Annotated in this window: 25 protein-coding genes and 1 CRISPR repeat array; of the genes, 18 read left to right on the top strand and 7 right to left on the bottom strand. The window is 48.5% G+C overall.

What is annotated here, in order from left to right; all coding sequences use genetic code 11:
* Positions 1-67 precede the first annotated feature (67 nt).
* Together BIT28_RS16940 and BIT28_RS16935 are read left to right on the top strand one after the other, a co-directional pair.
* On the top strand, positions 68-1,075 hold the full coding sequence (locus tag BIT28_RS16940; protein ID WP_075765851.1) for a succinylglutamate desuccinylase/aspartoacylase family protein: 1,008 nt from the start codon (positions 68-70) through the stop codon (positions 1,073-1,075).
* Positions 1,076-1,232: 157 nt separating this feature from the next.
* Entirely contained in the window at positions 1,233-2,066 is an 834-nt protein-coding gene (locus BIT28_RS16935) for a MipA/OmpV family protein (RefSeq protein WP_245823724.1), read from the top strand.
* Positions 2,067-2,168: 102 nt separating this feature from the next.
* Here the strand turns inward: BIT28_RS16935 and BIT28_RS16930 are convergent, their stop codons facing one another.
* On the bottom strand, positions 2,169-3,104 hold the full coding sequence (locus BIT28_RS16930) for a DMT family transporter (RefSeq protein ID WP_075765849.1): 936 nt from the start codon (positions 3,102-3,104) through the stop codon (positions 2,169-2,171).
* 160 nt (positions 3,105-3,264) lie between these two features.
* On the opposite strand from BIT28_RS16930, the gene BIT28_RS16925 reads away from it, so the two are divergent.
* Complete coding sequence (locus BIT28_RS16925; RefSeq protein ID WP_075765847.1) at positions 3,265-3,717, top strand: Lrp/AsnC family transcriptional regulator; 453 nt, start codon at positions 3,265-3,267, stop codon at positions 3,715-3,717.
* A 314-nt stretch (positions 3,718-4,031) separates the two neighbouring features.
* A complete protein-coding gene (locus BIT28_RS29610) occupies positions 4,032-4,202 on the top strand; it encodes a hypothetical protein (protein ID WP_175577553.1) in 171 nt (56 codons plus the stop codon).
* A 36-nt stretch (positions 4,203-4,238) separates the two neighbouring features.
* Here BIT28_RS29610 and BIT28_RS16920 read toward each other — a convergent pair whose 3' ends face one another.
* Entirely contained in the window at positions 4,239-5,390 is a 1,152-nt protein-coding gene (locus BIT28_RS16920) for an iron-containing alcohol dehydrogenase (RefSeq protein WP_075765845.1), read from the bottom strand.
* Between the two features lie 186 nt (positions 5,391-5,576).
* Between BIT28_RS16920 and BIT28_RS16915 the strand changes: the two genes are divergently transcribed.
* Positions 5,577-6,476, top strand: a complete 900-nt coding sequence (locus tag BIT28_RS16915) for an AraC family transcriptional regulator (RefSeq protein ID WP_075765843.1) — start codon at positions 5,577-5,579, stop codon at positions 6,474-6,476.
* Between the two features lie 45 nt (positions 6,477-6,521).
* On the opposite strand, the gene BIT28_RS16910 is transcribed toward BIT28_RS16915, so the two are convergent.
* Positions 6,522-8,102, bottom strand: a complete 1,581-nt coding sequence (locus tag BIT28_RS16910; protein ID WP_075765841.1) for a 2Fe-2S iron-sulfur cluster-binding protein — start codon at positions 8,100-8,102, stop codon at positions 6,522-6,524.
* 74 nt (positions 8,103-8,176) lie between these two features.
* Positions 8,177-8,725, bottom strand: coding sequence for a carboxymuconolactone decarboxylase family protein (locus BIT28_RS16905; protein WP_217696640.1), 549 nt, complete (start codon positions 8,723-8,725; stop codon positions 8,177-8,179).
* 152 nt (positions 8,726-8,877) lie between these two features.
* Here BIT28_RS16905 and BIT28_RS16900 point away from each other — a divergent pair, with 152 nt between their 5' ends.
* From BIT28_RS16900 to BIT28_RS16885, 4 genes are all read left to right on the top strand, one after another.
* Positions 8,878-9,786, top strand: coding sequence for a LysR family transcriptional regulator (locus BIT28_RS16900; RefSeq protein ID WP_075765837.1), 909 nt, complete (start codon positions 8,878-8,880; stop codon positions 9,784-9,786).
* A gap of 162 nt (positions 9,787-9,948) precedes the next feature.
* Positions 9,949-10,728, top strand: a complete 780-nt coding sequence (locus BIT28_RS16895; protein ID WP_075765835.1) for a ribonuclease H family protein — start codon at positions 9,949-9,951, stop codon at positions 10,726-10,728.
* 50 nt (positions 10,729-10,778) lie between these two features.
* Entirely contained in the window at positions 10,779-11,630 is an 852-nt protein-coding gene (locus BIT28_RS16890; RefSeq protein ID WP_075765833.1) for a GNAT family N-acetyltransferase, read from the top strand.
* A gap of 505 nt (positions 11,631-12,135) precedes the next feature.
* Positions 12,136-12,507: a hypothetical protein gene (locus BIT28_RS16885; RefSeq protein WP_075765831.1), complete on the top strand. Its 372-nt coding sequence runs from the start codon at positions 12,136-12,138 to the stop codon at positions 12,505-12,507.
* A gap of 54 nt (positions 12,508-12,561) precedes the next feature.
* Here the strand turns inward: BIT28_RS16885 and BIT28_RS16880 are convergent, their stop codons facing one another.
* Complete coding sequence (locus tag BIT28_RS16880) at positions 12,562-14,301, bottom strand: CHRD domain-containing protein (RefSeq protein WP_075765829.1); 1,740 nt, start codon at positions 14,299-14,301, stop codon at positions 12,562-12,564.
* A gap of 1,051 nt (positions 14,302-15,352) precedes the next feature.
* Here BIT28_RS16880 and BIT28_RS16875 point away from each other — a divergent pair.
* From BIT28_RS16875 to BIT28_RS16850, 6 genes are read left to right on the top strand one after another with little or no spacing between them, the layout of a single operon-like run.
* Complete coding sequence (locus tag BIT28_RS16875; RefSeq protein WP_083651917.1) at positions 15,353-16,828, top strand: AMP-binding protein; 1,476 nt, start codon at positions 15,353-15,355, stop codon at positions 16,826-16,828.
* Positions 16,829-16,846: 18 nt separating this feature from the next.
* Positions 16,847-17,215, top strand: a complete 369-nt coding sequence (locus BIT28_RS16870) for an ApeI family dehydratase (RefSeq protein WP_425439641.1) — start codon at positions 16,847-16,849, stop codon at positions 17,213-17,215.
* Positions 17,216-17,267: 52 nt separating this feature from the next.
* A complete protein-coding gene (locus BIT28_RS16865; RefSeq protein ID WP_075765937.1) occupies positions 17,268-17,696 on the top strand; it encodes an acyl-CoA thioesterase in 429 nt (142 codons plus the stop codon).
* 57 nt (positions 17,697-17,753) lie between these two features.
* Complete coding sequence (locus tag BIT28_RS16860; protein WP_075765825.1) at positions 17,754-18,986, top strand: beta-ketoacyl-[acyl-carrier-protein] synthase family protein; 1,233 nt, start codon at positions 17,754-17,756, stop codon at positions 18,984-18,986.
* Entirely contained in the window at positions 18,979-19,443 is a 465-nt protein-coding gene (locus BIT28_RS16855; RefSeq protein ID WP_075765823.1) for a hotdog family protein, read from the top strand. Before BIT28_RS16860 ends, BIT28_RS16855 begins: the two co-directional genes overlap by 8 nt.
* A complete protein-coding gene (locus BIT28_RS16850) occupies positions 19,440-20,165 on the top strand; it encodes a 3-ketoacyl-ACP reductase FabG2 (protein WP_075765821.1) in 726 nt (241 codons plus the stop codon). Before BIT28_RS16855 ends, BIT28_RS16850 begins: the two co-directional genes overlap by 4 nt.
* Positions 20,166-20,203: 38 nt before the next feature.
* On the opposite strand, the gene BIT28_RS16845 is transcribed toward BIT28_RS16850, so the two are convergent.
* Positions 20,204-21,202 (bottom strand): PorV/PorQ family protein, encoded by a 999-nt coding sequence (locus BIT28_RS16845; protein WP_075765819.1) that lies wholly within the window; start codon positions 21,200-21,202, stop codon positions 20,204-20,206.
* Positions 21,203-21,355: 153 nt separating this feature from the next.
* On the opposite strand from BIT28_RS16845, the gene BIT28_RS16840 reads away from it, so the two are divergent.
* From BIT28_RS16840 to BIT28_RS16830, 3 genes are read left to right on the top strand one after another with little or no spacing between them, the layout of a single operon-like run.
* Positions 21,356-22,300 carry a hypothetical protein gene (locus tag BIT28_RS16840; RefSeq protein ID WP_075765817.1) on the top strand — a complete coding sequence of 315 codons (945 nt, stop codon included), beginning with the start codon at positions 21,356-21,358 and terminating at the stop codon, positions 22,298-22,300.
* 16 nt (positions 22,301-22,316) lie between these two features.
* Positions 22,317-22,877, top strand: a complete 561-nt coding sequence (locus BIT28_RS16835) for a hypothetical protein (protein ID WP_075765815.1) — start codon at positions 22,317-22,319, stop codon at positions 22,875-22,877.
* Positions 22,874-23,956 carry a hypothetical protein gene (locus tag BIT28_RS16830; RefSeq protein ID WP_139310486.1) on the top strand — a complete coding sequence of 361 codons (1,083 nt, stop codon included), beginning with the start codon at positions 22,874-22,876 and terminating at the stop codon, positions 23,954-23,956. Before BIT28_RS16835 ends, BIT28_RS16830 begins: the two co-directional genes overlap by 4 nt.
* Before the next feature lie 11 nt (positions 23,957-23,967).
* A CRISPR array of direct repeats spans positions 23,968-25,349; the repeat unit is 35 nt; unit sequence GTCTTAATCCCGTCTAAACCGGGCAGTAGAAATAC.
* A 397-nt stretch (positions 25,350-25,746) separates the two neighbouring features.
* On the opposite strand, the gene BIT28_RS16825 is transcribed toward BIT28_RS16830, so the two are convergent.
* Positions 25,747-26,883 carry a Card1-like endonuclease domain-containing protein gene (locus BIT28_RS16825; protein WP_075765811.1) on the bottom strand — a complete coding sequence of 379 codons (1,137 nt, stop codon included), beginning with the start codon at positions 26,881-26,883 and terminating at the stop codon, positions 25,747-25,749.
* Between the last annotated feature and the right edge of the window lie 90 nt (positions 26,884-26,973).

Genomic DNA, 26,973 nt, shown 5'->3' with positions numbered 1-26,973 from the left:
GGTATGTTGCTTACAGTGAAGAGATGAAACCAAGTCATGTCAGAAGAGCTAGGGTAGGGGATGTAAAGTGAGTAAAACGGTATACACGCAAGATGTGTTGCAAGGCCGGCAGGTGATAGAACACCTGCAGGCAGAAGAATTGCCCGAAGGGATCCACAGTTTTTGGTTTCGGCCGCAAAATAACGGTATCGGTCAAAGTTGGCATTTACCGGTGATCGTATTTCGCGGGGAAAAAGAGGTCGATGGACCAAAAGTCATGATCACTGCCGGTGTCCACGGTGATGAACTAAATGGCGTAATCACGGCGCAGAAGATCATCCAGCAATTGCAGGCGCAGCCTATTAAAGGGACAGTAACCGTTGTGCCGATAGTGAATGTATCAGGGATGCTCATGCACAGCCGTGACTTTATCCCGTCTGACCCCGATGCCTCACCGACGAATATCAACCGTATTTTTCCGGGCAACCCGGATGGCGATGCTGCCCAGCGCTATATCGCTGCGATTTGGCAGAATTTGCTGGGCCATAATGCTGATTTTGCGATCGACTTACATACCCAAACCCGAGGTGCGGAGTATCCGCTTTATGTTTTTGCTGATTATCGTATTCCCCAAACCGTAAAAATGGCGCGCCTGATGAATCCGGATTGCATTTTTGATGATCCCGGTGATGAAGGTGTACTTGAGACGGTCTGGAACCGGAGTGGTGTTCCGTCGATTACCGTTGAGGTAGGTGCCGGTAAGGTGCTGCAACCTGATATGATCGAGCGCTCCTTGCAGGGAGTATTGAACATTCTAAAAGCCGAAGGTGTTATTGACGGTGAGCCGAAGCCTGCCACTCAGGAACATTATGAGGGCAAGAAAGTGATCACTGTACGTTCAGAAGTCGGAGGCTTTGCATTGCCTCAGGTGGAAATTGGTTCTCGTGTTGAAGCCGGACAGCTGGTGGCGATTCAATATGATAGTTTTGGTGATGAGCTTAAGCGTTATGAAGCCCCATCAAGCGGGTATGTGCTCAGTGTCAATCAGGACCCTATGCGTGAGCCGGGAACATTGTTGGTTCGCTTGCTGAAGTAGTATGTCGCATTGATATAAGGAACTTGTAGATTTACAGGCATCATGACGGTATAGTGCGGGCATTATGCAGAGGGCGATTTATTCGCCTTTTATTTTGGATTTATACCGTACGACATTCAGGTTAATTGAAAGTAGCTGTGTAGAAAAAGCAGAAGTTATGAGAATTGTAATGAACATAAAAGAAGAAGTGTTAATGGTAAGGAAGGCAACAGTCTCAAAAGGGGGTATAGCTGGTTGGGGGAGCTTCAAAAGGGCATTGAAAGCAGCAACTAGCATTGTATTGATTGCACTCGGAGGTACCGCCACTGCAGGCCAGGTAGCATTAGGTGCGATAACCTCTTATGCACCTGAAGTCTATCGGGATACCGATGCCAATGTTGTTGTAATACCTGCCGTCGGCTATGAAAGTGAACATGTATTCTTTCGTGGTTTATCTGCTGGTGTCAGGTTATATCCAATAGGTACTCCGACAAATGTGATCTTCCGGCTGGCCTATGATCCAAGAACACTGAAGCCATCAGACTCAAATGATGCCCAAATTCAGAAACTGGATGAGCGTGAAGCATCGGTGCTTGGTGGTGTCAGTTATCAGATGATCTCGCAGGTTGGTGTTTTTGAAGTCGGAGCCGGTACTGATCTGGGTAACAAGCACAACGGTTTATACGCAGAAGCTTCCTGGAGGCTTCCTATCAGGATGAACCGCTTTGGTATCACGCCACAACTCGGCTATGCGTACAATAGCGATCGTATTAACAACCATTTATATGGTGTTTCAAATGAGGAGTCGCTACGCTCTGATCTGGATGCATTTGAAGCCGATTGGGATGGTCAATATTTCGTGGGTTTGAGCGGGTATGTCTTTGTAACAGAAAGCTTAAGGCTAAACGCAAGTGTCCGATACACCAACCTGGAAGGTGATATTGAGAAAAGCCCGATAATCGCGGCGTCAGTAACCAGCCAGGGTTCTGTCGGTATTTCTTATGTATTTTAAGTTAAGCGACTAGTTAACTGCTAAGAGGTCAGTAAGCGAGTAAAGACTTACTGATCTCTTTTATCTCCGCCACTCTATTTCTGCATTTAGACTAAATCCCGTCTATGGATTGGTAGGCTTGGCAAGCGAGCGAATGATCGTTGGCCTTAGCTTAATGATTTCGCTGGCCGAAAGTGCCCCTATAACAATCAACCCCATGGCAGTCGCTGTTGTAAGCGTCAGTGATTCATCAAAAATCACAACAGCCATCAAGGCCGCGATAACAGGAGTGAACGAGCCCAGGGCCGCACTCATTTCTGCGCCGAGTCGTGAAATGGCATACCCATAGCTGAAGTTTGCGATGATCCCGGCGGCGATCCCCTGTATACATAAGTGGAAGATGACATCATTGGTAGGTGCCGACATCAAATTAAATTCTACCCAGCCCATCGTATACAAAACAGGTAACAAGAGACAGGCCGAGATTGCCAGTATGGCACCACCAGCAATGGGGGACAGCCCACTTACCCTCATTCCAATGGTATACCAGGCCCAACTGAAACTGGCTGTCAGCAGTAACCCGTGCCCCTGCAGAACTTGATGCTGACCGCTTGATAACGAGTGAGTGATAAACAGGCCGATACCGATAAATATCAAGCTAATACCTAGCTTTCTGATATTGGATATTTTCTCACGATAGCAATATGCCGCGATGGAAGACACGAAGAGTGGCAGGATCCCCGGAATTAATGAAGCGCCATCGGCAACAGGTGCTAAGCGTAGCCCGTTGGCTGCCAATAGAAAGAAAGGCAATCCGGCACCAATAGCGATAGCTAAAAGGTAGCGCTTGGCAGTGGCCTTGATTTGCTTTGTTTTCGGCAGGCTTAAAATACCGAATACCAGAGCGGCTGGGACAAAGCGTAGAAGCGCTATATCACCTACAGTCAGCGGGGATTGGCCTGAAGCCCTCAGTGAGATAAAAAAGCTGGCCCAGATTAACAAGGTTGCTGCCATGGCCAGCAAGCCCAACAGCTTTTCCTTCTTTGCTATACATTCCATATTTATTTCGCGTATATAGTGGCTGGAAATAGAAGTATGAATAATTATTCGTGGCTAATGTTGGCAAATGTGTGGTGTTCTGGTGGGGAATTTGATAATTATTTCTAATAATTATCTATATATTGGTGCTTATTATTAATTTCTGGTGAGGAGGGAAATAATGGATAGAAAAGATAAGCAGATTTTGGCTGAGTTACAGGGAGATGTACGTAAGACGACAGCTGAGATTGCAGATGCCGTCGGGTTGTCTGTTTCTCCCTGCGCCCGGCGAATCAAGCTGCTCGAATCAGAAGGGGTGATTGACGGCTATCAGGTTAAGCTGAACAGACAAAAACTAGGCCTGATGATGACGTTTTTTGTCAACGTCAGCTTAAGTAACCATCGTGATCAGGCTATCAATGAGTTTGAAAATGCCGTTGAGTGCATGCATGAAGTGATCAGCTGTCATGTGATTTCCGGGCAATACGACTATTTGCTAGAAGTCGTGAGTAAAGATCTACAGCACTATGAAGGCTTTATGCGTAAACTACAGACTCTCAATATGGTTAAAGATATCAATACCAACCTTGCGATCCGCTCTGTGAAACAAGGAACACCTTTGCCGGTAACCTAGCAGAAAGTGCCTGCTCACTCTCAATGGACCCACATACAGCTTCGCTATTATTTGATTTTGCGGTTTTATGTTACTACAAATCAAACAGATGAAATTTTTTTGCCGAACAGTGTTTATTTACAGTACGGCATGCGTATAATGGCCCGTAAATGCCGTGCTACTACGCATGGCAGAAACAAGCTGCGATTGAGGTTAATGTTGGTTATGTGCGAAAAATGCAATGGTGCAATGATTCGAGTTCACCGCAATTGGTGGCAAAGGCTAGTTTATGCGTCCATCTGGAAGTGCTCTAACTGTGAACATGTTATCAAGCTATGACTGAACAACAGAAAATACGCAGGCTTATTAGTCAAAATAGCCAGCAGTTGTTGGCGAGAACGAAGAGAAAACATCTTGCGGATAAGCGCTGTGCGGCAATGGCAATGCAATTCACTGGCAATGAAAAACCAAGTGTCGGCAATAAAGAAGCCCACCACAAAGTGTGATGGGCTTACTGTTACTCGTAGCTAATGTCTTACTGATTACAGTGCAGCTTCTAAGATAGCTCGGCTGTCAGCAATGGCAATGTTTCCGTGCTCGCCCAGTGCCTTCATACCATGTTTTTCAAGACCGGCGACGAGTGTGTCAATCGCTGAGGTATCAAGGTCGACATCTGCAAGACGTGTTGGTACTTCCATCTGCTTGAAGAAAGCAATAGTTTGGGCAATGGCAGCATCAATACGCTCATCAACAGTGCCTTCGGCAATACCAAAGATACGTTCACCGTACTGAAGTAGTTTGGCTTCTTTGTCGGCACGACGCTCTTGCATGACGGCAGGCAGAACGATGCTCAGAGTACGCGCATGATCGATACCGTAGTTGCCGGTAAGCTCATGTCCAATCATGTGGGTCGTCCAGTCTTGAGGTACACCGACACCGATCAGGCCGTTAAGCGCCTGAGTTGCCGACCACATAACATTGGAACGTATATCCATATCATCTGGAGTGGCCAGTGCTTTAGGGCCTTCTTCAATAAGGGTAAGCAATAGACCCTCGGCAAAACGGTCCTGCACTTTGGCGTTAGCAGGGAAGGTCAGGTATTGCTCCATAACGTGGACGAAAGCATCAACAACGCCATTTGCGACCTGGCGAGGCGACAGGCTCAGGGTTGTTTTCGGATCCAGTACAGCAAAGATAGGTTGAACAAGAGGAGACATAAATGCCAACTTGTCTTTACCGCGAGAGACAACAGCCCCCATGTTGTTTTCCGAGCCCGTTGCCGGTAGCGTTAGCACGCAGGCCAGTGGTACGGCAGCTTTTACCGCTTCATTGGCTGCCAGAATGTTCCATGGATCTTCGCCTTCGTAGCTAGCTGCAGCCGCAATAAATTTTGTACCGTCGATAACTGAACCACCGCCTACGGCCAGCAGGTAGTCATAGCCTTCTGCTTTGATCATATCAACGGCTTTCATCAGGGTATCGTATTGCGGGTTTGGCTCGATACCAGCGAACTCTCCCCATTGGTGATCTGTCAGTGTCGCTTCTACTTGTGCGTAGACACCGTTGCTTTTGATTGAGCCACCACCATAGGTAACCAGAACTTTCTTATCTTTCGGAATATCGTTGGTGATAGCAGCGATCTGGCCTTCACCAAAATGAATACGAGTAGGGTTTTGATAAGTAAATTTGTTCATCATTGTTCTCCGGTGAGAGTCATTATCAGCCTTATCACGGCCTTGAATCGATAGGGTATAGTCTAGGAGAGTTCGGGTAACTGTTTAATACACGATTCTCTCTAATGCTTGCCTAATTCTACTTTTTTTCGAGAGGTGCTTGCATTCGTGACTGTAACGGCGATGATGGCCCTATCGGAGGTAGACATGAATAATACAGTCAGCTTAGCGACATCGCTATGTGAACTATACGGGTTGGATAAACAGATAGGGCGAGTTGATACCTGTCTGCCGGGTGTCAGGTTATTCAGAATAAATAAATACCATAAAGTGACGCCTCAGATGTACCAGCAGGGCGTGGTGATTATTTTCCAGGGCAACAAGGTAGGCCATTTGAATGACTACCGTTTTGAATATGATACAGAGCATTGTCTGATCGTGGCAACGCCTTATCCTATTGCCTGTGAAACTTTTGCATCGGAAGAATCACCGCTTATCGGGATTGATATAGGGTTCGATCTTACCGTCATCCAACAGCTTGTTGAGCTAATCGAGCAACATGGAGCTGCTGACATATTAAGGGCCGAGCAGAATGGGCGTGGTGTCGCAGCTGCCCGGATCACGCCTGATATAACCAGTTGTATGACTCGCCTACTGAAGGCTTTACATAGTCCGCTTGATTCGAAGGTGTTGGGGCCTCAGATTTTACGGGAGTTCTTTTATCTGCTCTTGCAGGGTGAGCAAGGTTACCTACTTGCCCAATACTGTAAGCAAGATAGCGCCCTGTCTCGTGTCTCTAAAGTTATCAATCATGTGCAGGCCCATTATGAGCAAAAGCTGGCGATTGATGAGCTGGCCGATATGGCGGGGATGAGCGTGTCTTCATTTCACCGTGCCTTTAAGCAGGTTGTGACAGATCCTCCGCTGCAATACATCAAGAAAATCCGCTTAAATAAAGCAAGGACCCTGATGGTACAAGACAGAATGCCTGCCAATGTCGCGGCTGTAAAAGTCGGTTATGAAAGTGCCACCCAGTTCAGCCGCGAATTCAAGCGCTACTTTGGCCTGCCACCGAGCAAGGCCGCTGATATTGGTTTCGTGCAATAGTCCTGAATCATTCATGTAAGAGCATGATAGTGCCTAGTCGTGTTATCAGATATCCAGTACAAGTTTGTCGGTAACAGCGCGGGAAACACAAGGGCACATCAAGTGTTGCTCGGTTCTTTCATTGGTTGAAAGTGCTGAGTCGCGATGGTCGGGACGCCCTTGGATCACTTTGACAGCACAGGACTTACAGTTTCCCGCCTTGCAACTATGCGAGATATTTACCCCTTCAGCCTGAATGGCATCCAGGATGGTTTGGTCAGCATTCACTTGAAGAGTCACACCAGATCGCGCTAGCTCAACGTGGACGGGTTTTGCATCGCCAGGCTTTTCGGCACTAAAGCGCTCGAAGCGGAGTCGGTCCTTGTTGATACCAACCTTTTGGGCCGTAGTCAGTACTTCGTCAATAAGTCGGGTAGGACCACACACATAGAAAACGGCATTATCAGGGGCAGACTTTAGAGTCGCCAGAATATCTAGGCGTTCACCGGCAGTTGAGTTGTAGAGGGTGATTTGCTGTGCAAACTCTCTTTGCAGACGGTCTCTATAGGGCATATCGGCGAAACTGCGACCGGCGTAATGAAGCTGCATTGATATTTTATGGGCAACAAGTGCTTGTGCCATCGCCTTTATCGGTGTGATCCCGATACCGCCTGCAATCAATACCGCAGGGCGGTTATCTTGGTGAAGCTTAAAGTAATTGGCAGGTAGTGGTGTACGAATTGTTGTGCCAATTTGATAGCTGTCATGTATAGCTTTGGAGCCCCCGGCTCCGTCGTCTTCTCTAAGAATGGCTATTTCATAGGCGTCCCGGCGGGCAGGGTTGGAGGCGATAGAGTAATGCCGTGTTTCGATATTGCCCGATTCCAACATGATGGGTATTTCAAGGTGGGCACCTGCTTCAACTGCGGGTAACTCACTGCCATTTGGCGCGCGCAGCTCAAAGGCGCGAACACGGGGGGTGAGCTGGCGAATACCACTGACGACCAGTTCCAGTTCTCCGGTACCAAGTACATTGGTTATGGGTTTCACCATCGAGCTAGCCGCTTCTTTTAACTGCCGGTTTTCATCAATCAGTGGGGCAAGCAAATTATCAATGTCCGCTTCTGTATAGCGTGGGGTGATATGTTGCGGGCAGTTCCAGTCGAAGGCTTCGATGGTAATGATAAAACCACGCTCGATCCGGGCACGGTAATGTTCATCTTCGAGTAGGGCAAGCAAGTCGTGCTCATTGTGTCCGATCACACGGACCCGGCCGAACATTTTCAGACGCGTACGGTTTGGGTAATCCATAAAAAACAGTGAGACGCGATCATCGTGGATGAAGTTGCCTGTACTGATATATTGACGATTACCGGAATAGTCGGCAAAACCAATGGTCCGGGCATCGAGTACTTTCATAAACCCTGCCGGTCCGCCTCTGTGCTGCACGTATGGCCAGCCTGTTTCACCCACGCTGGCCATGTAGAAGCTATCACGGGCATGGATAAAAGCAGCTTCCCGTTCACTAAGAAGGTGATTGTGAGCCGGGCCTTGATCCATCGCTGAATAGCCGTTTCTGCTACCATTGGCCGTTTGAATATCTCGCACATTACGGGTAAAGGCGATTTCTGCATATTTATGTCCCATGAGGTTATCCTCGCTAGATTTGCCTGTGGAGTTGAATCGCGCCGCTACATTGGTGAGTTGCGGCGCGAATGGGATCAGGACGCCTGACGGAGTGAGACTTTTGGAAAGTCGATATCGACCCGGCTGGCTTTACCCAGAATATTGGTCAGTATGTTCATGCCGACATGGGTGATAATTTCCACTATATCGGACTCGTTGTAACCGGCATTTCGTACCGCCTGCAGCTCGGCCGTGGTGACTTCACCATTGTGTTCGGCCAGTGCCTTGGCAAATTTTACGGCTGCTGCCGCTTTTGCATCTTGGCTGGAGCCAGCACGGTTAGCTTCGATCTCAGCGCTATTGAGTCCCGCTTTGAGGCCGATAGCCGAGTGGGCCGAAACACAGTACTGACATTCGTTTTGCTGGGCGATGGCAAGTGCAATTCGTTCTCGGGTTAGCGCGTCCAGGCTGCCCTCTCCGGTAATTCCGTGTAAGCCGAGGAAGGCGCGCAGTGCTGCGGGCGAGTTGGCGAACACTTTCAGAAAGTTAGGTACCATCCCGAGTTGTTCCTGGATGGCGTCCAATAGCTCAATTTGCTCATTGCTGGCATGGTTGCGTTCGATTGCGGTAATACGGTTCATCATTGTTTCCTCATGTTGAAAAATGTTTGTTGTGTCTGCCTTGCTGTGTTGCGTCAGATGCGAGTGGATATCGAATGAGGTAACTATGGTTGATTTCGTTGAATTAAAGAATATCCTCTAAAGGCAATTGATTATTTCATTTAGTGGAATTATGTATGGATCGCTTTCATCAGATGCAGGTGTTTCAGGCTGTCGCCGAAGAAGAAGGGTTTGCCGCGGCAGCCCGGCGGCTGCAAATGTCCCCGCCAGCGGTTACTCGTACCGTAGCAGCCCTGGAAGATCGGCTGGGTGTTAAACTCCTGAATCGAACTACGCGTTATGTTCGCACTACTGAGGCGGGGGAGCGCTACCTGGAAGATGCCCGGCGTTTATTGGCTGAGGTTGATGCGGCTGATGAAGCCGCGGCCGGAGTAAATGCCGAGCCAAGAGGGCATCTTGCGGTAACGGCACCGGTCCTGTTTGGCCGAATGTTTGTCATGCCGGGCATTGTAGAATACCTTCAGCGTTATCCGGAGATGAAAGTTGATGCCATTTTCCTTGACCGGGTTGTCAGCCTGGTTGAGGAGGGACTGGATGTTGGTGTTCGTATTGGTGAGCTGCCAGATTCAAGTATGCGCGCCCTGAGAGTCGGCACTGTTCGTATGGTGGTGGTGGCATCGCCAGATTATCTTGAACGACATGGTGAGCCGGCGACTCCGAGTGAACTTCAACATCATGCTGTTATAGCGTCCAGTGCGGGTAATTTTGCGATAGGTTGGCGATTTACTTCTCCAAGAGGAGAGCAGTCGATCAGGCTACAGCCGCGTCTTACGGTGACGACCAATGATGCCGCGATAGAAGCTGCTGTAAATGGATTGGGGATCACCCGCGTCCTGTCCTATCAGGTGGCAAGCCATATTGAAGATGGAAGGCTGAAAGTATTGCTTTCTGAGCATGAATTGAAGCCGCGCCCTGTACATATAGTGCACAGGGAGGGGCGCTATGCTTCTGTTAAAGTGAGAGCCTTTATTGATATGCTGGCGCAGCGGTTAAGAAGTGATGCGGCACTTACCTCAAAGGATTGATACACTCCACGTTACTAGTGTGAAGTTACTAATAGTTATCTATGAATCATTAACCAAGCTGCAGAGATATGGTGAGATTAGGTTACTCTAGTATTCTACGTCGCAGCGCCTTCGCTGGAGCGTTCTGCGAGCGCTTCACTCTCATCAGATAAAGGTAAACAAATGGCACAAAAATTTTATGTTGTATGGGTGGGGCGCGAAACCGGGGTGTTTACAAGCTGGGACTATACCAAAAAGCTCGTTGATAAATACCCGCAGGCAAGATACAAGTCATTTAAAACACGAGAAGAAGCGGAAAGTGCTTTCAGATCCGGTGTGGCTTCCCATAAATCTAAACGGTCACCTGGTACTAATAAAAAGGCGATAAAGGAACCGACTAAGAAGCAGGCAACATCCACGCCTGTAAAGCCGGAAATGTCGGACTTCGATATTAATATCTACAGTGACGGGGCCTGTGATCCGAATCCTGGTGAAGCTGGATCTGGTGTTGCCGTATACAGCGACAACCGCCTTATTGAGCTCTGGTACGGTCTGTATAATCCTAACGGCACCAATAACAGCGCTGAGCTCAATGCGCTCTATCAGGCTCTGCTTATTGCCAAGGAAAATGTTGCTAAAGGAAAGTCGGTACAGGTGTTGAGTGATTCTGTTTATTCGATTAACTGTATTTCGGTATGGGCCCATAGCTGGAAGAAAAAAGGCTGGCAGCGCAAAGAGCCGGGTGATATCAAAAATCTGGAAATTATTCAGGCTTCCCATGAGCTGTATCTTGCTTTAAAGGATGTGATAACCCTGTCCCATGTAAAAGGCCATGCCGGTATTGAGGGCAACGAGCTTGCCGATCGTATGTCTGTTCTGGCTGTCGACCGACGGGATACTGACTTTTGCCGCTATAGGGAGCCGCTTGATATTGAGGCGATACTTGCGCTAAGAGCTGGCTGATTAACCTGTACTAATCATTTACGTGAATTTGGCTATCTATGGAGGGAGACATGGCAGATAAACAGTATTGTATTCAGGTGATGACACCGGAGCAGCTAGACCTTGCCATTGACTGGGCTGCCCAGGAAGGATGGAATCCTGGCCTGTATGATGCGAACTCGTTTCGATGTGTCGATCCGAATGGCTTTCTCGTCGGTTTGCTAGACGGAGAGCCGATAGCTTCGATATCCGTTGTGAAATACGGCGATTCGTTTGGCTTTCTTGGTTTTTATATCGTTAAACCTGAATATCGAGGCCAAGGCTACGGACTGCAGATATGGAAAGCGGGCCTTGAATACCTGGCGGGGCGAAATATCGGGCTTGATGGGGTTGAGGCTCAACAGGTCAACTATAAAAAGTCTGGTTTTAAATTGGCATACGGTAATATTCGCTATGAAGGGCAGGGAGGAGGAAATGCGCCAGCAGTCGAAGGGCTGGTCGATCTCTCGGATCTCCCGTTTGAACGTATTGATGCCTACGATCAATCGTTTTTTCCTGCAGAGCGAACGGAATTTTTGAAGCGTTGGATCAAGCAGGAAGGATCCTACGCCATCGGGATTGAACGTGATGGGCAATTAGCAGGCTACGGCGTGATCCGTCCTTGTCGCTCTGGCTATAAGGTTGGCCCGCTTCTGGCCGAGAATGCAGAACTGGCGGAGGAACTGTTTCTTGCTCTTAAGGCCAAGGCAAAATCCTCCGACTTGGTTTATCTCGATGTACCAGAAGTCAATAAAAACGCTGTTGCAATCGCCGAGAAATATACGATGACACCGGTGTTCAAAACGGCTCGTATGTATACCAAGTCGTTTCCTGATCTGCCGCTGGATCGAACCTTCGGGGTGACGACGTTTGAGCTTGGTTGAGCCATCATCCAGTCTTTCTCTGCCCTGATTATATTAACGGAGCCCTGGTAGCAAACTGCCGTTTGATGCCTTCTTTGTTTCGTATTTCGATAAAACAACCCAGAGAAGAGCAACCGTTAACGATTCAAATTGCATAACACCAGGCGAAGGTATTATTTCGCCTGACCTTCTCTATGATTGATAGGGAATTATATTCATGCAATATGAAAATAAGATAAGCCTTGGTTATTATGGGTTGAATTAAGAGCTTCATCGCAGAGTTTGTCGTATTTTGCTTTACTGTAATGGTATCCATTATCTTTGGATATTATATTTTGCCCGAGTTGTTTGATTTTTTAATGTCTTTGCACAATTAGTTAATCTAGGGGCTTTGGGTTGTACATAATGACTGGCCAAGTCCTGTTGTGAGTTAATCCTCAGTGTTTCCTGAAAACTGCTACCTTAAAATAAACCTGCCATCATGAGGTGGGTTTATTCTTGAATTAAAGCGCGAGGAGGTAATGGTATGAAAGCGGGTTGCCGGAAAGGATGGACGCGCAGTTTTAAGGTCTCACTGGCGGCTGTCCTGACTATTGGGAGTATGCCGCAGGCGTTTGCCGATACAACTGACGCACGTTGCGATATCCATTTACCAGGTTCGGACAAGCCTTCGGCACAGTACCTGTGTGTCTTTTCTCAGCGCCAGGGCTATATCACAATCGAGCGTGATGATGGCGTTTATTATGACTTTACGCCTGTTGGCGAAACACCCGGAAATTATAAAGATAGCAGGGGCTATCCGGTGTACAGACAATCAGGGCTAGGGCAGAAAGGATTGATCTTTAAGCTGCAGGAAGAATCCGTTTATGTCTATTGGGATACCTCAGAACTAGAGTAAAGCCGCAGCAAGCCATAGGGCCTGCTGCGGCAATTTTCGATAGTTGTTGCTTGCTTATTCTATTTGCCCTCGTATTTCACCCGGTGGATTGGCTGGGGTATGGACATTGATATAGTGTCCGCCACTGAGAAGCGTCTCGGCTGTGTCATCGTCAAGTTCAGTGTTCTCTGGTGTCGACCAAACGGTAACGTCATCTCCATCCTGAACCAGGCCTACGACGACATCTCCATTCTCACCAATTTCGCCTTCGTGAACGTGGGCAGCCACAGCATCATCAACGCCGGAAGTGACAATGTTAACCTGAAGTATGCTGGTTTCACTATTAAAGGTGGCGTAACCCGTACCGAAGGCTTCTGTTTCTACCGGAGGGACTTCCTGTGAACCGTCCAACGGGAAGACGAACAAGGTGAAGTCCGATGTCAGGATCTGTCCGCGAATTTCGCCCGGAGGGTTGGCTGGAGTATGGACATTGACATAATGTCCGCCACTGAGCAGCAGCTCAATGATATCGCTGCCTAATGTCGTACCTTCAGGTGTTGTCCATTTCCCCGGATCCTCAGCGTCTTGCTCAAGAGCGGTTACCACATCACCGTTTTGGCCCGCAAACCCTTCATGCAAGTGGGCGGCAACGGCGTCTTCAGCACCAGTTGTAATCACCTTGAGGTCGACTTCTTCCGTTGCACTGTTGTAGGTAAGGTAACCATCACCGCTGGCTTCAGTTTCGACCGGCGGCACTTCTTGCCCACCATCCAGCGAGAAGGTAATGAGGGTGAAATCGCTGCTGAGGATCTGGCCGCGAATTTCTCCTGGTGGGTTGGCAGGTGTGTGAACGTTGACGTAATGTCCGCCACTAACCAGTCTCTGGAGTGTTTCATCATCCAGGATCGATTCGTCTGGGGTTGTCCATACGCCAGGTGAGTTCCCCGGAACAAGCGCTATAACAACATCACCATTTTCACCGACGAAACCCTCATGAACATGTGCCGCTGTTGCATCTTCGGCGCTTTTGGTGATGACGGTTAACTCAACCTCATTGGTATCGGTGTTTACAGTGGCATAGCCAGTACCCGATGCTTCGGAATCAACAGGAGGCACCTCTTGAGAACCGTCAAGGCTGAAGGTGACGATAACGACGATACTACTGTCGACTATCTGTCCTCTGACTTCACCAGAAGGGTTATCGAGAGTGTGAACATTGATATACCACTGGCCAGCTAATAGCTCGTCAGCTTGCTCTTGAGTGATCTCAGTCGCTTCGACGGACATTGTCCCATCGCCGTTATCGATAAATTCAAACGCAACCGGGCCATTTTCACCAATACCGCCTTGGTGAATATGAGCAGCCTGAACATCTTCGACCATGCTGATGTCGAGCTCAGCACTGAGAGTGTATGTTTGTTCTGGCTCAGGTTCTGGGTCGGGGGGAGTACCATCACCCTTATCGTTATGGCCGTAGTCAGAGTCGTCGTTGTAGTGTGTATCATCGTAGTCTTGTGAATCGTTATCACCATAGTGTTTGTTGGTGTCGCCATCAAGGTCGAGGTCCAGGTCAAGATCCAGATCCAAATCTAGGTCAAGGTCTAAATCGAGATCATGATCTTTACCGTCGCCACCATCACCATCATCGCCGCTGCTTATTAATAAAGTCACTGTGGCTGTTGCCTGTGACTCCGTAATAACAGGCGGGACTTCCTGATCGCCGGAAAGGGCTACATCGAATGTAAGCTCTTCTTCCTGGCAACCGAGTAGAGAAAATAAAGCCAACATGCCTGCTAGGCAGAGTCTTTTACTCATGGGTTGCTCCTTTACGGTATTAATACCAACAGGAGTGTAGGCAGAGAGACGATTCTCAGTTTTGATTCTCAGTCTTAGTGGTGAGGCGAAGATCTTGAAGGCGAGGAATTTTCTAAAAGTCGAGTGAAAAGACAGATGGTTACCGTTTAGCTGATGGGCTATATTTTTTCATTAAGCTTTTGCTATGAATTAGTCACTCACACTGTGCTATTGATTTATTATGGTTTTTTGGTGTTTATTTGTGGACTGTTTTAGTCAAATATTGCAAGGGGATAAAAAAAGCCTCCGGGTAGGAGGCTTTTCAATGATTACTTTTTAGGTTTTGCATTGTCCAATATTTCTTTGATGCGTTTGTTAGATACGCGCTTGGCCATAATTAAACTCCTTTTCAAAGATTACTAACATTCGTAAAACATCAATATATAACCTGAGATTTGGTGTGACGACGTCACCTTTCGGCTCCAACTTCGGAGAGGATGCACTCTCTAGATCCGAATGTTCCCAAAGGCTTAGTTTCAATATACCGAACTGCTAGGCGATAGGAATCCTTAATGTTGTTAGTGAAGATTATATAAAACTTGTCAAGCATCCGTGTTGGGTAAAATTTTATATAAAACTATATGCTCACCTTGCTGGTTAATATCGCAACTAACCCTGATTTTGGTGTTAACGGCTGTACCTGCGTTGCCTGGTGGCGCTTCATGCTTATTGCAAAAGTGTGATTTAGGTTTGATTTTTAATGCTGGTTTCATATGGCAGTTGTTAACTACCTATCTCCCTACTTGGCCAGGGCGTATGACCTTAATGACTTCACATCCACAGAGCATACCTTGCCATCATAATTGACTGAAAATAGAGCAATAAAAACAATAGGATTATCAATATGGGTATAGCTATATCCGCTGAGAGGGTGAAGTTCATCGCATGACAGGAAAAAACAACTATAAACTTTAGCTACAGTATATGAGTGCTGTTGCGTATTTTTCAATGTGTCTATATCTTGAACTCACTTTATAAATCAGTGGCATAGCTAGGTGAAATGAAAGCGGATATGGACATCCAACATATAAAAGCAGTGAGCAGGGCAGAGACATTTTTTTACCCGTTGTCAGTATTGATGAATGCTGAACGAGATGACAAGTGTAGTGTTGCCTTCGGCTCCGATTCCTTTGTTTGCTGGTCTCAATTTAAAGTTGACGTAGAAGCGTTAACCCAGGCTTTATTGGCGAGCCCGCAAGAAAAATGGGCTCTTTGTTTTGATGATAGTTACCATTTTTCTGTTGCCTTTATAGCAGCAGCCTATGCCAAGAAGCACATTATCTTACCGGGCAATCATCAGGAAGACGCATTGGCTGAGTTGGCTACTCATTTTGATGTCTTGCTTCATGACAGGTTCGAACTGTGTAAGTTCATTGGTCAGCAAGTGTTGATGCCTTCGATACTTGACGCTGACGCTACCAATACCCCTGAGTTGGCCTTAAGCTCAAAGACAAAGCCAACAGACGAGGGTTTCGATTATTCCTCTTCCTCTGCCGCATTCCCGCTTCTTTCTGAATTACCTTTGGACAAGGTGGCCATTACTTTGTTTACCTCCGGCTCGAGCGGACAGCCTAAAGCAGTTACCAAAACGCTCGAGTGTGTGAATGCCGAGATCGTAGAGCTTGAGAAAACCTGGGGCGATCTGCTCAGCAACTCAAATGTGGTCAGCACGGTCTCTCACCAGCATATCTATGGTTTGCTTTTTCGTGTTCTATGGCCGCTTTGTGCTGGTCGTCCGTTTGGGCGGGAGGACTTGAGTTATCCGGAGCAGGTGATGGCACAGGCAACCGCGAATACGGTTTTGATCACCAGTCCAGCTTTGCTTAAGCGCCTGTTTGATGAACAAACCACCCGCCCATACCGCGCCGTATTCTCTTCCGGCGGGCCGCTGAGTGAAGCGGCTGCAAGGCAAAGTTATGCTTTGTTTAATCAACTTCCAATTGAAGTATTTGGTAGTACGGAGACCGGCGGGATTGCGTATCGTCAGCAGCATCAGGCGAGCACGTCATGGACTGTTTTTGATGTCATAAATGTGGCTCTTAACGCCGATGGTTGCCTGCGTGTCTGCTCACCTTTTATCGACCCGGATAATTGGTATCAGACCAGTGATCAGTGCCAACTAATGGGTGAGCGCCACTTTGCCCTAAATGGTCGCTCGGATCGGGTTGTAAAGGTGGAAGAGAAACGAATTTCACTGACCGAGGTGGAGCGTCGCCTTTGCCAGTTAAGTTGGGTTGATGAAGCGGCTGTGTTGACTGTCGATGATTCCAGGCGTGTGGTGCTTGCTGCCGTGATCACCCTGACGACAGAAGGAAAGCAGCATATGCTCACTATTGGCAAAGGGAAGTTCTGGCTCGATGTGCGACAGCAGTTAAGACGTTGGCTGGAACCTGTCGGGATCCCCCGCCGTTTTCGTGAGGTCGAAGAGATCCCGCTCAATAGCCAGGGGAAACGTCTGGTGCGGGAGCTGGAAAAGTTTTTCAAATAACTCATGAGCACAGTTACAGTGAATAAACGCAAGCCGACCGTTATCGATACCCAGCTTACGAACAGCAGTGCCCTTCTTCGGCTCAAGGTGGATGCCGATATCGTTGATTTTCAGGGGCACTTTCCTTCCTACCCGTTATTGCCCGGTGTCACCCAAATTGACTGGGCGATCTACTACGGTAAGACCTTATTAAAAACGCCTTCCGAGTTTGGCGGTATGGAAGCTATTAAATTTCAGGAACCCATTCGGCCTGACTCGATAGTCGAGCTGTCGCTGAACTGGCTCGCGGAAAAAGGGAAGTTGCAGTTCAGTTTTTATTCTGTCACCGACAGAGCTGAAGAGCGTGTTACTCACTCTTCGGGAAAAATTAGGCTGGAAGCAGCGTAATAGCCGTTTTGATGTATTAGTTGTAAGGAAGAAAACGATGGGCACCATTTCAATGCAGAGCCCGGCACTGAGTGCAGAAGTCACCTTAGTGACCTCTTTCAACGATGCCGATCCGATGGGGATTGTCTACCACGGTAACTACTTTCGTTTCTTTGAGGAAGCGCGCCGGGTGTTAATGGAAAAGCTTCAATATGGTTACCGCGAGATGAAGGCATCGGGTTATACCTGGCCGGTGATCGATGCACAGATCAAGTACATCAGGGCGATCCCCTTTAATTACGAAATCCGCGTGATAGCAACTTTGGTGGAGTGGGAAGATCGGCTGCGGGTCAATTATCTGATCCAAGATGCCGAGACTGGTGAGCGGATGAGCAAGGCGCATACCGTGCAAGTGGCCGTTGGCGTTGATGACGATGAAATGCGGCTGGCCTCGCCACGTGTTTTTACCGATAAGGTCGAGGCGTTGATCGCCCAAGCCTAGTGATTCATCGGCAGCCTTGAATACAAGCGCCGTCAATATAAAAAGCGAAGGACAGCAATGACTACGAAAATAGCGAAGTACACCTCTACACCAGTTTATATTCACGGGTGCGGATTTAATTCAGCGTTGGGTGATAATCATCAGGATATTCACCAGCGGCTTCGGGATGGAACATACCCTCAATTGCAGCCGGTCTCCGATTTGTTAAATAGCGGGGCAGATACCGTGATTGGTAAAGTGGCCGGTGAACTTCCCGAGATCCCCGAAAATCTTCAAATCTATAATGCTTATAATAATAGGTTGGCACTGTCTGCCTTGCTGCAAATTGCCGATCCGATTCAGCAGGCAATTAATAAATACGGCCGTGATCGCGTTGCCGTTATTGCTGGTACCAGCACCTCTGGAACGTCTGATAGTGAAATCGCGCTCACAGAGAACTTAGAGTCCGGTCAACTGCCGGAGCACTTTGATTACAGTGTGCATGAAGCGAATAACCTCGGTGAGTTTATCGCAGCCTATTTTGACCTGAGTGGCCCTGTATATACGATTTCGACAGCGTGCTCATCGAGCGGACGAGTGTTTATCTCTGCCAAGCGGCTGCTCAAGGCTGGTATGGTAGATGCGGTGATTGTCGGTGGCTGTGACTCGCTGTGTCAATTTACGCTCAACGGATTCAGTGGGCTGGAGGCCATGTCCGATACATTTTGCAACCCGTTCAGCGTAAATCGCAAAGGGATAAATCTCGGTGAGGCCGCAGCGTTCATGTTGTTGTCACTGGCCGCAGACGACTCTGAGTATACTGACACCACCTCGCCGATTGCTTTGCTAGGAGCCGGAGACAGCTCCGATGCCCATCATATATCTGCCCCGCACCCGGAAGGTAATGGTGCCGAGGAAGCAATGCGCAAGGCGCTCGATGATGCCGGCATGAAGCCTGAGAGCATTGGCTACATCAATGCCCATGGAACATCGACACCGCTCAATGATGCCATGGAATCCAAGGCGATTAACCGTGTATTCGGCGCCAATACCCCCGTCAGCTCAACTAAACCGCTTACCGGTCATACGCTGGGGGCGGCGAGTGCGGTAGAAGCCGCCATTTGCTGGCACGTTCTGCGCTATCAGTTGCCACTACCGTTTCAGGTGAATGACGGTCAGATAGATCCGTCACTGGCACCGGTGGCATTGGTTAAGCCGGGAACACCGTTGGTTGAACCTGCGCTGCTGAGCAACTCGTTTGCCTTCGGCGGAAATAATATCAGTTTAATCTTCGGGTATACCCATGGCTGAACATCCTCATTTGCATCAGTTGCTGCCTCATGAGTCGCCGATGGCTCTGGTTGACGAGCTGGTGGATGTTGGTGATAGCCATGTTCACTGTCGGGTAATAGTGGGCGAGCAGAATCTGTTTTTTGATACTGAGAGCCGGGTTATTCCCGGCTATGTCGGGGTCGAGCTGATGGCACAGACTGTGGCGGGCTGGTCGGGCTACCATGCGGCAAACCGGGGAGAAGCATCCCCTGTGGGTTTTCTGCTTGGTTGTCGTCGCTATCAGGCCGAATGCAGTGCTTTTGAAGAAAACCAGGCGCTGGATATCTATGCCGAGCAAGTGATGGAAAATAACGGCATGGCTGTGTTTGCCTGCCGTATAGAACATCAGGGGAACTTGCTTGCCAGCAGTCAGTTGAACCTATTTATACCGTCAAAGAAAAAGTTGGAACAAACGATAAAAAAGGATCCTATATGATTCGTCAGGTGCTAGTGACAGGCGCAAGTAAAGGTATTGGACGTGCTATTGCCATCCAGCTTGCAAAAGATGGTTTTACAATCGTCGTCCATTATATGGGCGATCACGTTGGGGCTGAATTAACCCTGGCCGAGATCCGGCAACTGGGTGGGGAAGGGCGGCTGATCCAGTTTGATATCCGAGACCGCCGGCAATGTCGTGACGTTATTGAGGCTGATATTGCTGAATATGGTGCTTATTATGGGGTTGTCAGCAATGCCGGTATATCACGCGATACGGCGTTCCCGGCCATGAGCGAAGAGGATTGGGACGGCGTGGTGCATACCAATCTGGATGGTTTTTATAACGTCCTTCACCCGTGCGTGATGCCAATGGTGAAATTGCGTAAAGGCGGGCGAATTGTGACCTTGGCGTCGGTTTCTGGCATTATGGGAACCCGCGGCCAGACGAACTACAGTGCGGCCAAGGCCGGGGTGATAGGAGCATCTAAATCACTGGCACTGGAATTGGCGAAACGCAAAATCACCGTTAACTGTGTGGCACCGGGGCTCATTGATACCGGCATGGTGGAAGAACATGTCAAAGAGCAGTCTCTACCCATTATTCCGATGCGCCGCATGGGTGAACCGGAGGAAGTCGCGGGGCTGGTGGGCTACTTGATGTCAGACGTTGCTGCTTATGTTACCCGCCAGGTGATATCGGTGAACGGCGGGTTGATATAAATAGCCTGTAAGTAGCATGAGCCCCGTTTAGGTTTGTCTTAATCTTTTTCCATGCTGAAGGTATAGGAAAGGCCCACTAGGTAATCATCGAAGTCTTCACTAGGCTCTTGCCAGCCTGCCACTTCGATAGTGTGGCTTTTCCAGTTTAACCCCGCACCAAAGGATAACGCGTTACTCAGGTCTTGCTCATCAAACTGGCGGATACCGCTACGCAAGGTATATTGCAGGTGTTCATTGCCGATAGAAAAGAATGTCCACTCTGCACCCAGTTTATAGGTCTTTAAATCTTCGATGTTGCGGTATATGTCAATGTCGGTTTGTTCGACTTCACCATTGAGGGTCAGCCGGGATACCTGATTGCCAAACAGACCGCTTAGCGCCATGCTGACACCATAGCGAAGGCTTTCGGCACGATTCAGAATGCGATCGTCTTCTATATCAGATTGTTGGGTTACACCGGCACTCAGTGAGTATTGCAATCCGCTATGGGCACTTAGTGATGCCCGATCAGCCAGTTGAATAATGGTCCCGATTGTATAACCGCCTGCCGAGCTGCTTGTGTGATTCTGGCTCTCGAGGGTATAGGCCGGCCAGTCAATTGTCGCCCCCAGTTTGATCGTTCCGTCGTAAAATCCTTTTCCGGCCCCCATACCCAACACGCCTCGTTGTGCCATATCCGTTGTGTTGTGGACTGATAGCGGTGATGTTTTGGCATCCTGGCTCCAATAGAGCCCGAGCCCGGTATCAAATGCCGACAGCATAGCCCCCAGATAAGTGAGTTCCATATTTTCAGTCTCTGGTGTCTCTGCGCTGTTGTTATAGCGCAGGATTTGGTTGCCTTCGAGGGCAAACTCGAAAACGCCCCTTTCAGAGAGGCTGGCCATGCCTGCCGGGTTAATAGGTATACCACTGACATCATTTGCCTGGGCCACGAAAGCGCCTCCCATGCCGAGAGCCCGGGTACTGGTTGCCTGTCCATTAGCAGATAACGCCATTAGTAGTGAGGCCATTAGCCAACGCTGAGTGTGTATCGCCATCGTATTTCCCCTTCTGACGCGAGCAATTTTCTGCATCATATCCTCGCTGTGGATACTCATCCGGTATCACAAATTTGCATTCACAACACAAATGAAATCGAGGCGCTAATTTGGCGGTATCGACAAGGCAGAACGGCAAGAAGGAGAGGGGGGATGACAGTGATGAAAGGGTGGGTAGCCTCTCTAGTGCTTTTTCTTGGTTGTGCGCAGTCGGGGCCAATGCATCAATGCGACGTCATTGAAGCCAGAGCGCTCAGGAAACCTGTAGAAATATTGATCGGGACAGGCCGGGGAGAAAATTACCAGATTGCCAGAGAAAGGGCGCTTAGGAGCCTTAATCAGAGTAATAGCACGGAGGTGTTTGTGTTTAGTCGTGAAGAGGCAAGAATCGTGGCTGGTAAGGCTGATGCCCGCTTCACCACTGTGGCAGAGTTCTCTTCCCAAAACCGATTTGATGGCGCTCGTTTTGATTATTACCAATGTCAGGGCGGAGACAAAATGGTGGTCGCACAGTTGGATACTCGCCCACTCGAAGAAAGAGTGTCGGCCTCTGTTACAGAGGTAAAACAGCTTCACCCGAACGTAGACGGGGTTGGTGAGGCGTTCAGGCTGATGAGCAACTGGCATGTTGTCCGGCTTGGCCAGAGCTGGTGGCTGAAAACCCATCGCGAGCAGGTGGCTTTGAGCGGAGGCGAGTTGCTGGACATGCTTGAGCAGGCACCGTCGCACCTTCGGTTGGATGGTCAATTTAACAGCTTCAGCCAGTACCGCAAACCGATAGAGTTGTCGTGGCAAACCAAGCGGCGTTTTGTTTCCTTGTTACGTATTAGTCAGCTTGGAGAACTGGAAGTTATCGAAGCTGATGTCAGCCATTCGCAACAAAGTATAACAGTTTCACGGCTGTTTGAGGTTTACGAGCCTGTGGTGCCGCAGTTGTTTGTGCTGCTGGAACATGATGAGCCGCTAAGGCCGTATTTGCCCAATGTCGGGCGATTATCAGCAGCGTACCTTAAACGGCAGGCGCTTTCACAGGTAATAGAAGCGATGAAACAGAATCACTACCGCTATGCCACCGTTCGTTACACACCATTTGAGTAAGAAGAGGGGATTTACGATGAAAAAGCAGATTGTTTCGTTGGTTATGCTGACACTGGCAGGTTGTGCCAGTGAGGTCGAGGTTGTTCAAACCTGTACCTATCCGACATCGGCCGAAGATGCGCCCAGTTGGGTATGTGATCCAACCGTGCCGGTTAAAGAGCCAACCCGGTTTGTTGTCAGCTCTGCCCAGGGCTCGGGAGATTACGAACTGGTTAAAGAACTGGCTGTCAACCGCGGGCAGCAGGAGCTGTATTCAACCCTGATGCTAGAGGTACGAAGGGAGACCAACGATGAATACCAGCGCGACAGTGAGCTGGGATTGGAGACGTCTTCCGAAGCGTACCAGAGGGTGTTCAGCACCACCTTGTCCTCCCAGATGTACGGCATGCGACTGTACCGGACTGTTACCGATGCATCAGGCCGGGTATGGGTATTGGTGGGGTTGCCGGAAGCCCAGATAAAGCGGGCGCAGCAGCTGGCTGAATTACAGTTGCGAGAAAAGGCCAAACAGGCTCGTCCCGGCAAGGCACATAGTGCTGGCAGTATGCTTAGATTGAGCAATGAGGAGGAAGTGTGAACACGCGATATGCGGTAATGATGGCAGCCAGTATGCTGGCTGCCTGTGCCCAGGATTATACGATTGCCAATCAGGCCTATAGCCTTTACCGACAGGGCACGATAGCGTTTGATAACGGCCACTATGATACCGCCGAGCAGATGATGTTAGCGGCTACCTCGTACCTGGGCCAAGATAACTCACAGCTCCTGGTCGATTCAGGCAGTGAGTATTCAAGTCTGGAATGTGCCAAGAAGTGCTATGTCTCGCGAGAGATCTACGGCAACCGCGTCGAGTATTATCCGAACGAGTATCTGGCAAAGATCCGTTATCAGAAAAAGCAGCTAGTTATTAAGGGCGAAAGACTGGCCAAGCTCGATGCCCCGCCGCGCCTCAAGGCAGAACTTCGGCTGGAAGATCTTGACGGTAACCGCATTCTAGATGCCGGTGAAACCGGGATGGTGAACATTAGCGTACAGAATATCGGTGAAAGCCGTGCCGACGAGCTAATGTTTGTATTTCAGAGTAAGCTAGCCTCGCTGAGCATTCAGCCGAGTCAATATAACCTTGCCAGTTTAGAGGTAGGAGAAAAACGGCACTTTGAGGTTAGCATCAAAAACCATTATGGCAGCCTGACCCAGGAAGGCATGGTGACAATGCTGGCCAAAGAGCGGGATCAGTCACTGGAGGGGAACACCCATTTGTCGTTAAGTACAACCCTTAGGGCATATCGACCGCCAAACCTTGCTCTGACGCCGTTGCCAGACAATAAGCCGATTACCGCCGGGGTTAAAACGATGCAGGAGTATCAACTGTGTAACCACGGGCAGCAGAGCCTTTATGAACTTAGCCTTGGCCTCAACAAGCAAGATATTGATAGCAACTATTCAAAGTTGGAGCCAGAAAAAATCCGGCTGATCAAACCCAGCCGATGCCTGATCATTCAGGCCTATTTCCGCCCCGATATCACCTTGCAGGAACGGCACCGCCTCACCACGGGGCTGATTGCCACAGACGGAAACCAAACCCGCCAGACTCTTCATCTTAATAGCATCATTAGCTACGCCAGTATGGAAGATCTTATCTACCAGCAGCCTTGATGGCTGTTTTTTCATCATTCCCGTCTGAACCGGGCAGTAGAAATACATGAAGTTCCTAAGAGAATCATCAAAAAACTACCGTCTTAATCCCGTCTAAACCGGGCAGTGGAAATACGCTTTCCGTCAGTAGGGCTGTTTCCATTTTAAATAGTCTTAATCCCGCCTAAACCGGGCAGTAGAAATACAAAAAGCAAATCGCAAGGCGCCTATGCCTTGTGGTCTTAATCCCGTCTAAACCGGGCAGTAGAAATACAACGAAACAAGTCAAAAACTCTTCTTTAACGGAGGTCTTAATCCCGTCTAAACCGGGCAGTAGAAATACAGAGATGGTACGCATTACCGACGTATTTGTCATCAAAGATGGCGTCTTAATCCCGTCTAAACCGGGCAGTAGAAATACTTTCATTGCAGGCAATATCTTCTATGCAGAAGAGCCGTCTTAATCCCGTCTAAACCGGGCAGTAGAAATACCGTAGTAGCGGGAATGCTGCAAGTAAGAACGGGGTCTTAATCCCGTCTAAACCGGGCAGTAGAAATACCAGCAGAAGGTTACACGTGGGTCGGAACAGATCGTCTTAATCCCGTCTAAACCGGGCAGTAGAAATACGTGACTACCTAACAATTGCAACCAAAGAAGGAGAGTCTTTGTCTTAATCCCGTCTAAACCGGGCAGTAGAAATACGCTCTATCGCTTTATTTGTGGGAATGAGCTTCAGTCTTAATCCCGTCTAAACCGGGCAGTAGAAATACTTGACTCTTTTCTTCTTGCTTGCCGAATCAACGGTCTTAATCCCGTCTAAACCGGGCAGTAGAAATACTCCTCCAACTGAACTGATTGAAGTAAATAAGCTTCATAAGAGTCTTAATCCCGTCTAAACCGGGCAGTAGAAATACACTCATATTCGCAACGGTAAGCACCGTAAGCGTAAAGTCTTAATCCCGTCTAAACCGGGCAGTAGAAATACGTAATGATTCTTCTGGCAGTACTGTTTTTTTCTGGGTCTTAATCCCGTCTAAACCGGGCAATGGAAATACACGACTCATGTTGGCGTGAAGGTGTAGAAAAAAGTTATGTCTTAATCCCGTCTAAACCGGGCAATGGAAATACATTTGGTGACTACTTGACAGTTGCCACAACAGGTGGCGTCTTAATCCCGTCTAAACCGGGCAATGGAAATACGCAGAAGGTAAATTTAAACTTTGTAGAATATCACGTCTTAATCCCGTCTAAACCGGGCAATGGAAATACTAATAGTCTTAAAACTGCCATTTTGAAGACAATGGGTCTTAATCCCGTCTAAACCGGGCAATGGAAATACATGTATGTGGCACGGCATTCTCAACAACCAAAAAGATTTGTCTTAATCCCGTCTAAACCGGGCAATGGAAATACTGTACCCCTCAGAGGCCGCATGGGTCAAGGGCTGCAGAGGTGCTCTGCTTCAGAATGTGATGTGAATTAAGTCTACTCATTTTATTTGAATAAATAATCATTAAAAGCCTCTTCGCTAAGGTTTGTTCTGCCATAACATGCTGTTTTGTAAAGCGTGCTTCATTTTCACTATCTTCTGAATAAGAAATCCAGTTTTTTACCTCGTGATTTTAATTATCGATAACATAGAATGTTGCGGAAATTGATCCCACTCCATGTTGAACTTGCCGTCTTAATCCCGTCTGAGCCGGGCGGTAGAAATACTCATTGAAGTGTCCTGAATACGTTAAAGATATAGTGTTTTAATCCCGTCTAGACCGGGCAATGGAAGTACTGTAGTCCTCCGAAGTTATGCAGGTCAAGATTGTTGCGGTGTCTGGTGACGCTTGGCGACTCGATTAACCAGAGTGGCGAAATCACCAATCGCTTCGGCTTCAATGAGCGAAATATCTGCCTGCCGCGCACGTTTCTTCAGTACGTCCGATATGGGATGGCAGTTTACCCAGAATGCCTGGGTTCGTTCGCCAAGTCGGTCTCGCAGCATATCAAGGCGGTATAAGGTGCGCTGGCTTTCCTTGGCATCGGCATTGCTTGTTTTGCATTCGAAAATATACAGGCGATTATTGATCAGGGCGACGACATCAAGCTCGTTGCGTAGCGGATCGTGCGGGCTGCCCATTTCGATTTCAACATTGGCGGCCAGGTCATGAATGTCGTTTCGTTGTGCTTTTAGCTGGTGGAGCTGGTCAAAACAGTAGTGCTCCAGCCAGTAGCCACAGCAAAATTGCCGGGCGGCATTACTGGCAAAAAATAGTTTTTGCTCTCGGTACCGGGCCAGCCCCGCACTACAGATGTCGTCTATCATTGCTTGCAGCTCGCGATGTTGTTGCTGTACAAGGTTGAGAGGACGGCTGGTGAGTGATGTCGCATTGGTCTGGATTGCCAGGTAGTTGAGGTGCTTAAGGGCCTTCTGAACATCGGTGGCATGACTCGCCCAGTATCTGGCAAGCGGGAGACTGGGGGCTAGCGAGGTAATATCTCGCTGGGTCGAGAGGGTACGGATGCCAAGAATACCGAGGTAGTCAGAGATTGAGATCTTATCTGGCACGTCAATCGCCTCTGGTGTGGCAGGGTGAATAAAACGAAGCTGGTCGGTGCGGCTGTCTAGCCAGAAAACAATATGGCCTTGTTGTTTCCCCCATTCTATAAGCTGTGCCTGAAGGCCAATATTTCCCTGAGTGACATTAATGGCAAGAGGTTGCTGCTTCCATTTCGACAGCCCTGTATCCAGCGACTGCTCTTTGATATTAATCGTTTCCAGCTCTGTACCCGACTGGTGTAAATACGCTTTCAGCCAGCTGAGTTTGAATGATAATGGCTGAGTATGAAGTAGCACTAAGCGCTCGCAGATAATATCCTGGCAAAGAAAGGGAGTGATAACCGAAACAGGATCATCATCGAGAATGGCTATTTGCGTATGGGGCTTACCGAGCATATTCATTCCTGTTAAATGTTAAGTCGATTGTCCACAAATTTGTATTATCTCCAAATATGTTAGCTGCTCGATAGTATATTCGCTGTGAGC

The organism is Photobacterium proteolyticum, assembly GCF_001939735.1.
Taxonomy (GTDB): domain Bacteria; phylum Pseudomonadota; class Gammaproteobacteria; order Enterobacterales; family Vibrionaceae; genus Photobacterium; species Photobacterium proteolyticum.
The sequence above is the reverse complement of the archived record's forward strand: the minus strand, read 5'-3'. Positions and strand labels throughout refer to the sequence as shown.

Excerpts from the sequence above, each read along its gene's own strand:
- BIT28_RS16865 (WP_075765937.1), top strand. The coding sequence starts at position 17,268 with ATGCAGAGCCCGGCACTGAGTGCAGAAGTCACCTTAGTGACCTCTTTC.
- BIT28_RS16845 (WP_075765819.1), bottom strand. The coding sequence starts at position 21,202 with ATGGCGATACACACTCAGCGTTGGCTAATGGCCTCACTACTAATGGCG.
- BIT28_RS16930 (WP_075765849.1), bottom strand. The coding sequence starts at position 3,104 with ATGGAATGTATAGCAAAGAAGGAAAAGCTGTTGGGCTTGCTGGCCATG.
- BIT28_RS16875 (WP_083651917.1), top strand. The coding sequence starts at position 15,353 with ATGGACATCCAACATATAAAAGCAGTGAGCAGGGCAGAGACATTTTTT.
- BIT28_RS16910 (WP_075765841.1), bottom strand. The coding sequence starts at position 8,102 with ATGGGACATAAATATGCAGAAATCGCCTTTACCCGTAATGTGCGAGAT.
- BIT28_RS16840 (WP_075765817.1), top strand. The coding sequence starts at position 21,356 with ATGACAGTGATGAAAGGGTGGGTAGCCTCTCTAGTGCTTTTTCTTGGT.
- BIT28_RS16890 (WP_075765833.1), top strand. The coding sequence starts at position 10,779 with ATGGCAGATAAACAGTATTGTATTCAGGTGATGACACCGGAGCAGCTA.
- BIT28_RS16825 (WP_075765811.1), bottom strand. The coding sequence starts at position 26,883 with ATGCTCGGTAAGCCCCATACGCAAATAGCCATTCTCGATGATGATCCT.
- BIT28_RS16905 (WP_217696640.1), bottom strand. The coding sequence starts at position 8,725 with ATGATGAACCGTATTACCGCAATCGAACGCAACCATGCCAGCAATGAG.
- BIT28_RS16920 (WP_075765845.1), bottom strand. The coding sequence starts at position 5,390 with ATGAACAAATTTACTTATCAAAACCCTACTCGTATTCATTTTGGTGAA.
- BIT28_RS16880 (WP_075765829.1), bottom strand. The coding sequence starts at position 14,301 with ATGAGTAAAAGACTCTGCCTAGCAGGCATGTTGGCTTTATTTTCTCTA.
- BIT28_RS16900 (WP_075765837.1), top strand. The coding sequence starts at position 8,878 with ATGGATCGCTTTCATCAGATGCAGGTGTTTCAGGCTGTCGCCGAAGAA.
- BIT28_RS16915 (WP_075765843.1), top strand. The coding sequence starts at position 5,577 with ATGAATAATACAGTCAGCTTAGCGACATCGCTATGTGAACTATACGGG.
- BIT28_RS16855 (WP_075765823.1), top strand. The coding sequence starts at position 18,979 with ATGGCTGAACATCCTCATTTGCATCAGTTGCTGCCTCATGAGTCGCCG.
- BIT28_RS16925 (WP_075765847.1), top strand. The coding sequence starts at position 3,265 with ATGGATAGAAAAGATAAGCAGATTTTGGCTGAGTTACAGGGAGATGTA.
- BIT28_RS29610 (WP_175577553.1), top strand. The coding sequence starts at position 4,032 with ATGACTGAACAACAGAAAATACGCAGGCTTATTAGTCAAAATAGCCAG.
- BIT28_RS16935 (WP_245823724.1), top strand. The coding sequence starts at position 1,233 with ATGAGAATTGTAATGAACATAAAAGAAGAAGTGTTAATGGTAAGGAAG.
- BIT28_RS16835 (WP_075765815.1), top strand. The coding sequence starts at position 22,317 with ATGAAAAAGCAGATTGTTTCGTTGGTTATGCTGACACTGGCAGGTTGT.
- BIT28_RS16895 (WP_075765835.1), top strand. The coding sequence starts at position 9,949 with ATGGCACAAAAATTTTATGTTGTATGGGTGGGGCGCGAAACCGGGGTG.
- BIT28_RS16850 (WP_075765821.1), top strand. The coding sequence starts at position 19,440 with ATGATTCGTCAGGTGCTAGTGACAGGCGCAAGTAAAGGTATTGGACGT.
- BIT28_RS16860 (WP_075765825.1), top strand. The coding sequence starts at position 17,754 with ATGACTACGAAAATAGCGAAGTACACCTCTACACCAGTTTATATTCAC.
- BIT28_RS16885 (WP_075765831.1), top strand. The coding sequence starts at position 12,136 with ATGAAAGCGGGTTGCCGGAAAGGATGGACGCGCAGTTTTAAGGTCTCA.